Annotated in this window: 11 protein-coding genes and 1 pseudogene; 9 read left to right on the forward strand and 3 right to left on the reverse strand. The window is 46.6% G+C overall.

Annotation, left to right across the window (positions count from 1 at the left end):
- Positions 1-33 precede the first annotated feature (33 nt).
- The 4 genes and pseudogenes from lptF to MJ595_RS14685 all read left to right on the forward strand — a co-directional run.
- On the forward strand, positions 34-1,152 hold the full coding sequence (gene lptF, locus MJ595_RS14670; RefSeq protein WP_263078706.1) for an LPS export ABC transporter permease LptF: 1,119 nt from the start codon (positions 34-36) through the stop codon (positions 1,150-1,152).
- Positions 1,139-2,197, forward strand: coding sequence for an LPS export ABC transporter permease LptG (gene lptG / locus MJ595_RS14675; RefSeq protein WP_263078708.1), 1,059 nt, complete (start codon positions 1,139-1,141; stop codon positions 2,195-2,197). Before lptF ends, lptG begins: the two co-directional genes overlap by 14 nt.
- Before the next feature lie 677 nt (positions 2,198-2,874).
- Complete coding sequence (locus MJ595_RS14680; protein WP_263078709.1) at positions 2,875-3,057, forward strand: hypothetical protein; 183 nt, start codon at positions 2,875-2,877, stop codon at positions 3,055-3,057.
- 197 nt (positions 3,058-3,254) lie between these two features.
- Positions 3,255-3,998, forward strand: a pseudogene (locus tag MJ595_RS14685) (tryptophanase); the annotation flags it as partial.
- Between the two features lie 24 nt (positions 3,999-4,022).
- Here MJ595_RS14685 and MJ595_RS14690 read toward each other — a convergent pair.
- Positions 4,023-4,493, reverse strand: coding sequence for an RDD family protein (locus tag MJ595_RS14690; protein WP_263078710.1), 471 nt, complete (start codon positions 4,491-4,493; stop codon positions 4,023-4,025).
- A gap of 207 nt (positions 4,494-4,700) precedes the next feature.
- Between MJ595_RS14690 and gspM the strand changes: the two genes are divergently transcribed.
- From gspM to tilS, 3 genes are all read left to right on the forward strand, one after another.
- Positions 4,701-5,153 carry a type II secretion system protein GspM gene (gene gspM / locus MJ595_RS14695; RefSeq protein WP_263078711.1) on the forward strand — a complete coding sequence of 151 codons (453 nt, stop codon included), beginning with the start codon at positions 4,701-4,703 and terminating at the stop codon, positions 5,151-5,153.
- Between the two features lie 199 nt (positions 5,154-5,352).
- On the forward strand, positions 5,353-6,306 hold the full coding sequence (locus tag MJ595_RS14700; RefSeq protein ID WP_263322515.1) for an acetyl-CoA carboxylase carboxyltransferase subunit alpha: 954 nt from the start codon (positions 5,353-5,355) through the stop codon (positions 6,304-6,306).
- A gap of 3 nt (positions 6,307-6,309) precedes the next feature.
- Positions 6,310-7,692 carry a tRNA lysidine(34) synthetase TilS gene (tilS, locus tag MJ595_RS14705; protein ID WP_263078712.1) on the forward strand — a complete coding sequence of 461 codons (1,383 nt, stop codon included), beginning with the start codon at positions 6,310-6,312 and terminating at the stop codon, positions 7,690-7,692.
- 21 nt (positions 7,693-7,713) lie between these two features.
- Here tilS and MJ595_RS14710 read toward each other — a convergent pair whose 3' ends face one another.
- A complete protein-coding gene (locus tag MJ595_RS14710; protein WP_263078713.1) occupies positions 7,714-9,393 on the reverse strand; it encodes a hypothetical protein in 1,680 nt (559 codons plus the stop codon).
- A 198-nt stretch (positions 9,394-9,591) separates the two neighbouring features.
- Positions 9,592-10,425, reverse strand: coding sequence for an SDR family oxidoreductase (locus tag MJ595_RS14715; protein ID WP_263078714.1), 834 nt, complete (start codon positions 10,423-10,425; stop codon positions 9,592-9,594).
- Positions 10,426-10,621: 196 nt separating this feature from the next.
- Between MJ595_RS14715 and MJ595_RS14720 the strand changes: the two genes are divergently transcribed.
- Positions 10,622-11,773 (forward strand): hypothetical protein, encoded by a 1,152-nt coding sequence (locus tag MJ595_RS14720; RefSeq protein WP_263078716.1) that lies wholly within the window; start codon positions 10,622-10,624, stop codon positions 11,771-11,773.
- A gap of 275 nt (positions 11,774-12,048) precedes the next feature.
- Positions 12,049-13,677: a CTP synthase gene (locus tag MJ595_RS14725; RefSeq protein ID WP_263078717.1), complete on the forward strand. Its 1,629-nt coding sequence runs from the start codon at positions 12,049-12,051 to the stop codon at positions 13,675-13,677.
- Positions 13,678-13,736 lie beyond the last annotated feature (59 nt).

Below are 13,736 nucleotides of genomic sequence, written 5' to 3' on the forward strand. Positions count from 1 at the left end.
GTTGATTATTGACCCTTATGATGGCGCTTAAGCATGCCCTTTATCATATTTAAATACCTTACCAAGCAGATACTGCAGGTTTTGTTTGCAGTGTCGTCTGTTGTGCTGCTGATATTAATGAGTGGCCGCTTTGTCAGCTACCTGGCCCAGGCTGCAAGTGGCACCTTAAAAGCGGATTTTATTTTGGCCATCATGGGGTATCGTATGCCCGAATTCCTGGTGATGATCATTCCTTTGGGACTGTTTCTTGGCATTATACTGGCCTATGGGCGGCTCTATGTTGAAAGTGAGATGAGTGTGTTGAGTGCCTGTGGCTTGAGCCAGAATCAGTTGCTGGGCCTTACCATGATTCCGGCTGTGGTTGTGATGATCCTTGTGGGACTGCTGAGTTTGTATATAGCCCCAATGGGGATTCAAAAGGTGGAAACCATTCTTGCCACCCAAGATGGCCTCACTGAGTTTGACACAATGGTGCCTGGCCGTTTCCAGTCCATAGATGGGGGTAGCAGGGCAACCTATTCTGAATCACTGAGTGATGACCGTCAGAAAATGGAAAAGGTATTTATTGCTCACCGTAATACCCGTTCTGAAAATACCGCAGGAATCACCCTGGTTCTCGCAGATCATGCCAGGCTTGCAAAACGTGAGGAAGGACAGTCACGTTATCTGATTTTAGAGGATGGCTACCGGTATGATTTGACCCCCGGGCAGCCAGAAGTCAGGGCGATTAACTATAAAAGCTATGGCATACAAATGCCTGAAAATGACGTTAAGGAAGAAATCACCAAAGAGCAGGCCATGCCCACCCGGAAACTTATGGAGAATGGCGGGGCGGATCATATGGCAGAACTTCAGTGGCGCATTTCATTACCGCTTCTGGTGCCTATTATTGTGCTGCTGGCTATTCCCCTGGCCCAGGTTAACCCCCGCCAGGGACGATTCGCAAAATTATTGCCGGGAATACTGATGTATCTGTTCTATATCATGCTGCTGATCAGTTGCCGGGGAGCTATTAATGATGGTCGTTTACCTCCGGAGTTAGGGATGTGGTGGGTTCATGCCCTGTACCTGGCGATAGCACTGGGTTTTTACTGCTATCGGCCGTTGAAGTTGAGGGTTGCCCACAGGAGAAGTGCACGTGCGCAAGCTTGATCGTTATATCGCTATCAATGTCCTGGGAGCAATGGCCGTTGTGCTCATTGGCCTGGTGGTATTGGAGTCATTATTTGCTTTTTTGGCCCAGCTGGATGATATGCGGGCCAATTATCAGGTGCTTGATGTATTTATCTATACCGTTCTATTAATGCCAAAAAAAATCTATGGCTTTATTCCTGCCGCCGCACTGATCGGTTGTTTGGTGGGGCTGGGAAGTATGGCATCAAGCAGTGAGCTGGTGGTGATGAGAGCGGCAGGTGTTTCCTTATGGCGAATGGTTTGGGCGGCCATCAAGCCCGCCTTGGTGCTTGTGTTCATAGGTATTCTTTTAGGTGAATATTTAGCGCCGGTTTCAGAACAGGTTGCTGAAACGCGAAGGACTATCGCACGATCATCAGAAGGGGTTTACTCTGGCGAGGGCTTCTGGCACAGGGAAGGTAATCAGTTTATGTACTTCAATGCCGTTGAGCCCAATGGTGTGCTTTATGGCGTGAGTGTTTATAAATTTGATGACGAGATGCATTTGCAAGAGTCTGTTTTTGCCAGGCGAGCTATTTTTCAGCAAGACCACTGGTTGATGGAAAATGTAAAACACAGCCGGTTTGATGGTGAACGGTTTATTACTGAAGAGAAGCTGGTGGAATCCTGGAATACCCGTTTGACAACCACTCTATTAAAAGTGGTCGTTGTCAAGCCGGAAGGCTTATCCATTACAGGGTTGCAAGCCTATATCCGTTATCTTGAGCACCAGGGACTTGATACTGGTGAGTATGACCTGGCCTTCTGGACCAAAGCACTGCAACCCTTTTCAATCATTGCCCTGGTTTTGGTGGGTATTTCCTTTGTTTTTGGGCCCTTGCGCTCGGTCAGTATGGGGCTTAGGGTTTTTGCCGGTGTCATCACCGGGGTAGTGTTTATGATCATACAAAACCTGCTGGGTCCTTCCAGCCTGGTCTTTGGTTTTCCGCCTGTGCTTGCGGTATTAGCCCCGGTGATTATTTGTGCCTGTTTGGGGGGCTATCTTCTCAAAAAAGCGGCTTAAGTTGTTTTTTAACATTGAACAAATGGGGGAATAGGGAGTCGTTAACGGGGGAATATCACCCTATACTATTATTCCCTATTCCCTATTCTTCCCAATGCCTTTTTGACTGGTTTTGATGTCTGGCTTGTGATCTATGCTGTGGTTTAATTGAATTGTAGGCGACGTCAGTCGTTGGAGATGAGATTGGTATTGCTTTTAGTGCTTGTTTCAGTAAGTTTAAAGCGTGTTGTATTAGCAAAATATTCATAGTGGCGCCTTTCTGAAAGTATTAATTAACAGTCACTGCTATATTCAGTTTTGCCTGTAGCCTGCTTTGCCGAGGGGGGCTAAAATTGCAGAGATACAACAGCATGCCGAATTTTAGCTGATAATAGGTATTAATACCAATAGGTATTTCGGGTTTTCTTTATTGTGGTAATGAGAGGAGCGGCAGGTTTTTTGGCGAGTTCTATTGGGCTCCAAAGTTATTTCTATGGAGGATTGAATATTGATTTACATCATATCCATTTTTGTCAGAGTAGATATGATTTTCCCTCTATCTGACGTTAGTTTCTTTTAATTTTTGTTTCATCAGCGTTCGTCAATTCTCAGAATAGCGTTAAATTAAACGACACTGTATGTGTTTTCTCTGCATATTGATGAATTAATAACAATAGCTTCGATTCAGGATACTCAGTATGAAACGAATTCCAGAACCTTTCCGCATCAAAATGGTTGAACCCATTCGTATGACCACGGAAGAAGATCGCAAAAAAGCCCTGGTGGAAGCGGGGTACAACCCTTTTTTGCTCAAAAGTAGAGATGTTTATATCGATTTGCTCACTGACTCTGGAACCGGTGCCATGAGTGATGTTCAGTAGGCCGGATTGATGATGGGAGATGAGTCCTATGCAGGCAGCCGGAATTATTACAACCTCAGTGAAGCGGTAAAAGATATTTTCAATTATGACCTGACGGTTCCCACTCATCAGGGCCGTGGAGCCGAACAAATCTTATTTCCCTGCTTGATTGAGCGGATGAGAAAGGTCAGGGGCGGGGATACACCGGTCTTTATTTCCAAATTGATTCTGCCCGGTATTGCGAGAATGCCTATTTTATCAAGCAACGCGAACCCGGCTATGGAGATAAACCGATTCTGGACATCATTCGGGAAATGTACAGTTACGGTGACATGCTTACCATGTCTGCCAAAAAAGACCCTATGGTGAATATTGGCGGCCTTTGCTGTATTCGCAACCATGAGGAACTCTTTCAGGCTGTGCGTACCCGGTGTGTTCCAATGGAAGGGTTTGTCACTTATGGTGGCTTGGCTGGCCGGGATATGGAAGCTCTGGCCAGGGGGCTGTACGAAGGGGCAGATGAAAGCTTCCTGCATTATCGAATCGGTCAGGTGAAATACCTGGGTGAGCGGCTCCGTGAAGGCGGTGTTCCTATCCAATATCCCACCGGAGGGCATGCGGTATTTGTGGATGCCAGAAAAATGCTTCCCCATATTCCGGGAGAACAGTTCCCGGCCCATGCCCTTTGTAATGAACTCTATCTGGAGTCCGGGGTTCGTGCAGTGGAGATTGGCTCCCTTTTGCTTGGCAGAGATCCCGAGACAGGGCGGCAAAAAGAGTCTCCCCTTGAGCTGATGCGCCTGACCATTCCCCGTCGGGTCTATACCAATGATCATATGGATTATATAGCGGATGCCCTTATTGCCGTTCAGAAACGGGCAGATACCATCCGGGGATTGACATTTGACTATGAACCTCCGGTTCTCAGGCACTTTACTGCCCGGTTGAAACCGGTGGTGTAAGGCAGTAATAGCCTCTTGATTGGGTTATTTATCCAGTATTGTGATTGATCTTGATAGCCGGTCTTGCCAGCTTTTTTTGTCGGGATCGGCTTTCATCCAGAATATGCCAATACCTATAAGAAGTAAGGAGGGTATGGCAATGATAAATCTTAGCAGGCTTTGCCTGAAGGTAATAAATTGCCCATTGTTATTGATGATTTTGATTTTCCATGCCTGCATGCCCAAAGTTTGCCCTTTTTTAGTCCAGCAATAGGTAAAAAAAACGAACATTGTTAAAAGAAGGGCAATATAAAAAACAGGGCCGTCAAGAGAGGACCCCTGGCTGGTCATTTGGCGAAGCTCTGCTTCACCATAAATTATCATTTGAATGCCAAGGTTGATAAAACCCACTGCAAATAATAAGGCAATCACCAGAAACATGTCATAAAGAATGGCTGCCAGTCGCCTCCAAAGAGGTGCTGGAATAAATGAGTGCGACGTTTTTATTGGCTTCATGGCGTCTCCTTGACAGGCTTGGTACGAAGGGTATGGCGATTGACGCTTAGCGGCACTGGTTGAGTCTATCACTATGCCAGGCCAGGCATGAAGCGATGCACGGTCTTTTTTATAGGGTCATTAAAAGGTGGCTACTGATTGTCAATGCCATTTAACTTCTGTAGCCTGTTTGACCCAGGCATAGATAAAAGGTGTTCCCGTTAGACCATGATAAAAAAAACGGCAGTTATTTTGCTGCTCTTGCTGTTGATGGTTGTCCTGGCCATCATTCTATTGCCAAGAGTGCCCGTTGAGCCTGAGCCGGATCACGGTTTTCAGGATTTTTTTAGTACTTATGAAAAGTATGTTGAAGAAATAAAAGGTGAGCGTGGGGAAAGAGAAATTACCGGTGGTAATGGCTGCTCTTTGGCAGATATCGTTAATGCCTCGGTAAGGCAATACGGTGTTTCTGTACAGATTCGAGGAAAAACCGGAGAATCTATTGAACTCGAAATAGCACAGGTCAAGAAAAAACAGCTATTAGAGTGGCTGGCCAGCCTAAGGGTGGATCACGGGTTATATATAGGCAGTATCAAAGTACTTAAAAGCGGATATCCAGGTGAGGTGGCGGTGAGTCAGTTGGTATTAGTGAAAGCTTCTACCTCATCTATAATCCAGTGATATAGCCTCTTTACTGATTAGCGCTTACTCTATATCTATTCTTTTTACCATTACTTACCCTTTTTTACTCGACTTTAGGGGACTGTTTCCGTATTTTTCCATATTTTATATGCCCTTTTCGTTGCCGGAGCCTGTGGGATCTGAATATTGCCTGGCTTAACACACTGGTATATTGAAACGGCCTGATCAAGTGGACTTTATGAACCCTAACTACCTGGATTTTGAACAACCCATAGCCGAGCTTGAGGCAAAAATTGAAGAGTTGCGGCTGGTTGGCAGTGATGCTGAGCTTAATATTTCTGAAGAAATAAATACGCTTCAGGAGAAATGCCGTAGTCTGACCGAATCCATTTTCTCCAAATTATCACCCTGGCAGATCGCTCAGCTGGCCAGGCATCCCCGTCGACCTTATACACTGGACTATGTGAAGCATATCTTTACCGAGTTTGATGAGCTTCATGGCGATCGCCATTTTGCTGATGATCTCTCTATTGTCGGTGGTATGGCCAGGCTGGATGGCAAACCGGTGATGATTATAGGTCATCAGAAAGGACGGGAAATAGAGGATAAAGTCAGGCGGAATTTTGGTATGCCCAAGCCTGAAGGATATAGAAAGGCGTGTCGGCTAATGGAAATGGCTGAGCGCTACAAAATGCCGGTATTCACCTTTATTGATACCCCGGGTGCTTACCCTGGAATCGGAGCAGAAGAGCGGGGGCAAAGTGAGGCCATTGCCTGGAACCTGGGTTTAATGTCAAGGCTCAAGACGCCCATTATATCCACCGTTATTGGTGAAGGTGGATCTGGGGGCGCCCTGGCAATAGGTGTCTGTGACCAGTTGGTGATGATGGGCTACTCCACTTACTCCGTTATTTCTCCGGAAGGTTGCGCCTCTATTCTGTGGAAAAAGGCGGAGTATGCGTCAACGGCGGCTGAAGCGATGGGTGTCACAGCCGAACGTTTGAAGGAGCTTGGGTTGGTTGACCGTTTGGTTAAAGAACCCCTGGGTGGCGCCCATCGAGATATGGAAGAAGCCGCTGGCCGATTGAGGTCCGTCTTACTTGAGGAACTGGATATCCTGTCAACAATGGATACGGATGCTCTGGTTGAACGGCGATACGCCAAGATACGAAATTATGGAGCCTTGTCCTGAGACATGGGATATCCGGCTGATTTGACTGAAATAGCTGGCAGGGAGCTTAGCCCCTGGCTTAACAGCCCCATTGTGGTGGCCTTTAGTGGAGGGGTGGACTCCACCGTTTTACTTCACCTGCTGGTTGAACTCAAAAAATGCCAGAAAATCAAGAGCCTTCGTGCAGTTCATGTTAATCATGGCCTGAGTCCCAATGCCAGGTACTGGGTTGAGCATTGCCAGAAAATCTGCTGCGAGTGGGGTGTCCCTTTTCATGTGGAAGAGGTAAAGGTCAAAAATAATGGAGGGCAAGGTCTGGAGCAAGCTGCCAGGGCTGCCCGGTATGAGATTTTTGAGCGTTTATTGTCATCGGGGGACTGCCTGGTTCAGGGGCATCATCAGAATGACCAGGCAGAAACATTATTGTTCCGGTTATTCAGGGGGACGGGGATTGATGGCATGACAGGGATTCCCCGGTCACGGCCTTTAGGCAGGTCGGTATTGGTCAGGCCCCTGTTATCTGTTTCCCGCGACCAGATCGAATGTTATGCCAGTAAGCATAACCTGCCTCACATTGAGGATGAGTCAAACCACGACCAGCATTTTTCCCGTAATTATCTGCGTCACTCTCTGCTACCTGCGGTGGAGAAGCGGTGGCCGGGAGCTTCGGTCAGACTGTCGGCACTTGCCGATGAAATGGTCTCAATGAATGAACAGCTGGCTGATTATATTGCCGAGTTAACCCGTTCGGTGCTTCAGACCCGCCCTGAGTGGTTGCTGGGAAATCAGCCGCTGGTGGATTGTGTAAAACTTCAGGGTTTCAAGCCGGCTACTCAAAAACAGATTATCCGGTTCTGGCTTAAGAGTCAGGAGCTGCCCGTGCCGGGGCGAGAGCTGCTGGACAATCTGTTTACTCAGGCTGTCAATGCCCGTGTTGATGCCACTCCGCTGTTCTGTTGGCCAGGTTGTCAGCTGAGGCGCTACCAAGGATTGCTGGTTGCAGCCCGGCCAAGTCCCGAGAGCAAGCCTGTTGGTAATGTGTATTGGGATTGGTCAGCACAGCCGGATTTTTTTCATGAAACGTTGGGTATTTTGCGAGTCAGGGCAAGGCAGATAGATGACCTTGGGGTACAAGGTGTTAACTTGCCTGTCCGGATTCTTGAAATTCGAACCCGGGAAAAGATTGATCCATCAATGAAGATTTCCGTGGCAGGAAGGGCGGGACGAAAGACACTAAAGCGCTGGTTACAGGCGTTTAATATTCCTCCCTGGCTAAGAAACCGGATTCCATTTTTATTTTTTAAGGATGAGATGGTAGCAGCTCCAGGGTTGTGGGTATGTGACAACTATAGGGCACAAGGGGAGGAGGGATACCAGATAATATGGAGTGCTCCCGCCATTGACTGAGGCCTTCTAAATCAAAGTCCCCTATTCAAACACAGGAACTATCTCGAAGCCTTGAAAGGGTGTGTTGTCTGGAAGGTTTGGCAATGGAATATATTCTGCCTGGAGTGGCAAGAGGGGATAAAGCACTTTATCTTCGTGAATCGCTTGGCTATATCTTTGATAGTGATGATCCTTTACTGTTGCCGAGCCTAAACAGGGGGTATGGTATTTTTCAATCCGGCCCGCTCCTGGTTCACAGAATAAGGGATTGCCCCTTGGCGATAAGGCAATTAAATCGAAGCCTGTTCCTACGCCTTGCTCGTCATATAGGGATGCAGGAAGGGTAATACCACTATAAACGACTATTTCAGGAATGATCATTGTCCGGGCGGAATGACTATTTTTTACTGACACCATTTGGACATCAATTCCTGTATACTCCTCGTTTTCATCGCGTTTCGCTGAACGCCATTTCAAAGGTGTGTCAGCGCCTGTTGGCTCTCCGCCATTAAGTTGTACAAGTTTACTGTGATAGCTTCTCAATAAAAGCGGGTAGTTTATGTTATCTTCAGTAATCAGGCTTTCCGGAGATTTACCCGTTTTTATTTCTTCCATGAAAAGCATCGGAATATTTGATGCCAGTTGAGCCCAGTCGGCTTTCATTGTTCTGGTGAAGCCTATTCTCTCGTGATCACCGTCTTCGCGAACACTCAATGTTTTAACGATTTCCCTTCCTCTTGCTACCTGGGGTCGAGTATCTGGCGTGGGGTCAGAGGCAACGCTACCATCCGGGTTTAAGGGTACCTGTAACCAGAAAGGTGCGGTATAGGGATACGTGTTTTCATTGGGGTGTCTGGTGTTTGCAATGATATCAAGGAAGAGTTGTGGTTCTCCTCTCTTATTCTTCCCGTTCTTCCCGTAGTTGATATTTAAGGCGGTTGCTTTGTAGAAGGTAGGCTTATGGCTATCCGTGTTCAAAGGATCTTCTGCCACAAAATCATCCAGTGTATAAAACTCCTGATTGAATAGTTTGAGAGAACCCTCTTTGTACCCAAATTGAATGACCTGCAGCTGGCCGTATTGAACCACATAGAGATAACCTGGCGTTTTTATGGAGGAAGCAGCAAAGGCCGCACACTCAGCTTTCCAGAATGTTAGCGCTAAATTGGCATGGATCCAGTAAAGCAGAGGTAATTTGAAGCCTGATATATTTCCAATGGGGGATGTCTTCCGGCCCCAGCCCAGCCCTGTGGCTGATGATGAAATTTTCAGGGCAGTTTCGAAGCTCACAGGAAGTGGGTTCATATCTGCACCAGGATCAGCGACTTCCCTTAACAGATAAATAGCTCCATCGTCAGAGGCAATGGCTGTCAGTCTCTCTGGAGTGCCATCAGTTCTTTGAACAAAAACATTAGTGAAATTGCCAAATTGTTCATCGGCTTTTTTACCAAATATTGATTTAGAGGGGCTATGGCTGTTGTATAAGCCGGAAACCGGGTACCCGTGAATCTGTTTGGGTGGGGTCCGCGTCTTATTGAAGTGGGCGTCGTATTCCACAATGTTTATTTCAAGTTCACCTGTATCTGGATGAATAGCATAGGTTCGCGCTTCGAAGCCTTTCCAGTGAACATCGGTGCCAGCAAATCTGTATGTCCTGGCTGTTGCGGTTGGCGCAAGCGCTATTAACAGCAGGCTAATCAGCAAAACCGCTCGTTTTTTCATTGTAGCCCTGGTTACCTTTTATCATTTTTAGTCTGTTGAAGGTATTGATAGAGAGGATCTTATCAAGTCATGAAAAAGTAGCTTGTTTTTCAGATTCTGCAAGTGAAGGTAAGTAGCAATACGGGTATTTGTGGCTCTTGATGGTGCAGAGCCACAAGGTCTGATATGGAAAATGGTGGTTAGAATGGGAGGTTGGTATTAAGTACCCGGCTGCTCCCGGGAAGGTCCATGCCCCTTAAAATCATCCATGCTGCTATAAATGCGAAGCAACTTGCCCCCAATAAAATCAAAGGCCCTGGCAGGCATGATTCCCCGGAAAAAGGGTAGCAGTCCAACAATCTTGGGTGCCCTGACATAAACTTTGCCTTGTTTCATTCCCTGCCATGTTAATTCAGCCATTTTCTCTGGCTTGATGATGGGTACCAAAAAAGGGGCTTTCACACCGTCAAACATGCCTGTATCAATATAGCTGGGTGTTACTGTGGTTACTTTTACATCGTGTCCGCCTTTTTCCATTTCCAGCCGGAGGGATTCAGACCAACCAATAACCGCCCATTTACTGGCAGCATACACTGACATTTTAGGATTGGGGAGTAGCCCGGCAGCCGAGGCAATATTAATGATACGGGCGCCACCGCTGCGGATCATGCCGTGTAAAAAGGCATTGGTAACATGCATGGGGCCTGCTGAATTAATCGCCAGTGTTTTATCAATATCGCTACTGGAGTGTTCTGAAAAATTCTTGCCTACCACAATGCCGGCATTGTTGAAAAGTATGTCAATGTCGCCCACATCATTTTGAACCTGTTCGGCTGCCCTGTGAATGGATTCGGCACAGGATACATCCACCGTATAGGTACGAACCTGCCCCCCTTGTTTGCGAAGTTCTTCTGCCGTTCGATTGAGGCCGACTTCGTTGATGTCCCATAGAATAATATGGGCTCCCTCCTGAACGCCTTTCTCGGCGAATAGACGACCCATCCCCTGGGCTCCCCCGGTGATCAGGATTTTTTTTGACTGCGTTGTTAACATAGGTTACAGCTGCCTTTGTTGTGGTTCTGATACTGTATTTTTAAAATTAATCCAAGACTGCAGTAGTATTGATATTCTGATTGCAGTGGTCATCTTATCAGCTTTTTATATTAAACGACAAAATCTTTATAACACAACGGCTATTGATTGCCTATAATTTCTGGAGTGATTTAATTAGTGAATGGGTAGATAGATTGTGGCTGTATTTTTCTATTTTAAGTTATTAATTATTTTTATTATTGTTTCTTCTGTTTCATTTGAAGGGGTAGCTGATTTATATTCAGTTTTCGACTATGTTCAAAACCGGGATATTGAAAGTTTGAATAGCTTAAAGGTAGAGCATGAAGAAGCCTTGAGAAATGTATTTACTTTGTTTAAACCGCATTTCTATGATAGTGGCAATAAAGAAATTATAGATAATGTTGAAGATAACCCTCATCAAGTGAGTAGAATAGAGGGTATTCTTGTCTTTATAGATACTTTTGCCACAATGCGTTGTGCCTGTGCAGACGTTCGCGAAAATATACCTTCTATTGAAGCTGATCTCAGGGGGTTGTTGGGCGTACTTCTTAAAGGAAACATTAGTGCAATAGTACGGGAAGAACAACCCGCTATGTTAACTGAGCTCAATAGTACCCGGCATGACAAGGTTGTTGAGGATCTAGGTCAAGGGAGGTGGTCTTATATGGCCATGGCCCCAGAGACCTGGGGTGATAATGAAAAAAAATTGAATAAGTTTTTAAGGGCGGTTCTTGATTTAGGCGAAGAGGGTCGTCCTAAAGTTAATGTCAAGTTTGTTGATGGTATTGAATTATGGCTTAATCCCTTTTTAGTGCCTCTTTTTTTTGATGACAAAGATCTGTTGGAGTACGTCATTAAAAATGATGCACTGTATGATATTAATGAAAAGAAAAACCTGTCTTATATGATAAAAAGGTGTGTCGATATTGATCAATATCGCTATGCTATGTCAAAAGCAAATGCCTCCCCAATGTTTTTATTAGGTACTGAAGTCACGTTTCCCAGACAGCTTTTTTTATGCAATCGTTTTTTTTACAAACATTATGAAATGGCTTTTCTGTTAGGAGAGGGGCGAAATGACTTGCGCTACGGTAATCCGTTTATTCGTCTTCAGGATGACGATTTGACTTGCTGTGGTCTAGGGTTCCTGCTTGACCGGTTGTGTTTTGGACAAAAGCAACAGGCTATGGAGGATTATCCGGCCACATATAGTGCCTGGCGAAAGGGTCATACGGTTTTTTTGATTGATTCTTTTAATCGTGAAAATGCGGTTGGAGACTCTGTTGATCGTTTGAGGAGCCGGTTAAAGCCTGGGGGCTATCAATAGCGATGCCCCGAAGGGACAGTGTTATTAACTCGGCCTTACTTTGTGTGACTACCGACCTTTATTAAAGTATGAAAACAGTCCGGTTTTACGTTTGGCCACTCTTTTGGTATCCTGATCTCCCATCTTGAGTGTCCCTTTTTCTTAACTCTCCTAAAACAGCCATGAACAGAAAGACAGATTATCTGTGACTCCCGTGGTTGTTGTGTATTGGACCGTTTTTGCCCTCTCTGACGGCAAAGGCGATATATAGTTTGCCAAAATTTCAGTAGGTAATAATGACGCGTTATATTTTTGTCACAGGCGGTGTTGTTTCTTCTTTGGGTAAAGGCATCGCTTCTGCATCACTGGCTGCGATCCTGGAAGCCCGTGGTCTGAAAGTGACTATGCTCAAGCTGGATCCTTATATCAATGTTGACCCGGGTACCATGAGTCCTTTCCAGCATGGGGAGGTCTTTGTCACTGAGGATGGCGCAGAAACTGATCTGGACCTTGGTCATTATGAACGGTTTATCCGAACCACCATGAGACAGGGTAACAACTTTACCACGGGTCGGGTCTATCAGGATGTGCTGCGTAAGGAGCGACGCGGTGACTACCTGGGGGGAACGGTTCAGGTAATTCCCCATATTACTGATGAAATCAAACGCCGGGTTGTTCAGGGAGCCGGTGATGCGGATATCGCCCTGGTTGAAATCGGAGGCACTGTGGGAGATATCGAATCCCAGCCTTTCCTGGAAGCGATTAGGCAGTTGAAAGTAGAACTCGGCTATCAGCGGGCCATGCTGATGCACCTGACCCTGGTTCCTTATATCAAGACTGCCGGTGAGACTAAGACCAAGCCTACCCAGCACTCGGTAAAGGAGCTGCGCTCTATAGGCTTGCAGCCGGATATTCTGGTATGCCGTAGCGAAAAGCATATTGATGCCTCTGCCCGCCGCAAGATTTCCCTGTTCACCAACGTTGAAGAGCGGGCGGTTATTTCCCTGGAAGATGCCGATACCATTTACCGTATCCCTCGGATGCTGACAGATCAGGCGCTTGACCGGATTGTTGTTGACCGGTTCGGCCTGGAGTGCCCGGCGGCAGACTTGAGCGAGTGGGATGATGTTCTGGAGCGTGAGCTGAATCCCGAGCAGGAAGTCACCATTGCCATGGTGGGCAAATATATGGAACTGCTGGATGCCTATAAATCACTGATTGAGGCAGTTAAGCACGCAGGGCTGAAAAACCGGGCCAAGGTCAGGATTCGCTATATTGACTCTGAAACCATTGAACAGCAAGGTGTTGGCTGTCTGGAGGGAGTCAGTGCTATTCTTGTTCCGGGAGGCTTTGGCAACCGGGGTGTTGAAGGCAAAATTGAAGCCGTTCGCCATGCCCGTGAGAACAGGATTCCTTTCCTGGGCATTTGTCTGGGGATGCAGGTGGCTGTTATTGAGTATGCCAGAAATGTAGCTGGGCTTGAGGGTGCTAACAGTACCGAGTTTGACCGCCAGACCCATCATCCGGTGGTTGGCCTGATCACTGAATGGAAAGACTCGGAAGGCCAGCTTGAACAACGTACGGAAGCATCGGATCTGGGTGGAACCATGCGACTGGGTGCGCAAAAATGCCGTTTGGCAGAAGGCTCTCATGCTTTCAAGGCTTATGGTGCAAAGGAAGTTTCTGAACGTCACCGTCACCGCTATGAGGTTAATAATAACTATATTGAGTCGCTCAAGAAGGCGGGTTTAAACATTACCGGTCGGTCAGAGGATAACTCTCTGGTTGAAATAGTAGAGGTTGAAAATCACCCCTGGTTTGTAGCCTGTCAGTTCCATCCGGAATTCACCTCTACGCCCCGTGATGGACATGGGCTGTTCTCTGCCTATATTGCTGAAGCGCTGAAATATAGCAAAGAAGCCTGAGGCTTGTTTATCCCATGCGCGGTGGTCACAGGCGATCGACGTATGGGGGTATCTGTGGA

This window comes from Endozoicomonas sp. Mp262 (assembly GCF_025643335.1).
GTDB lineage: Bacteria > Pseudomonadota > Gammaproteobacteria > Pseudomonadales > Endozoicomonadaceae > Endonucleibacter.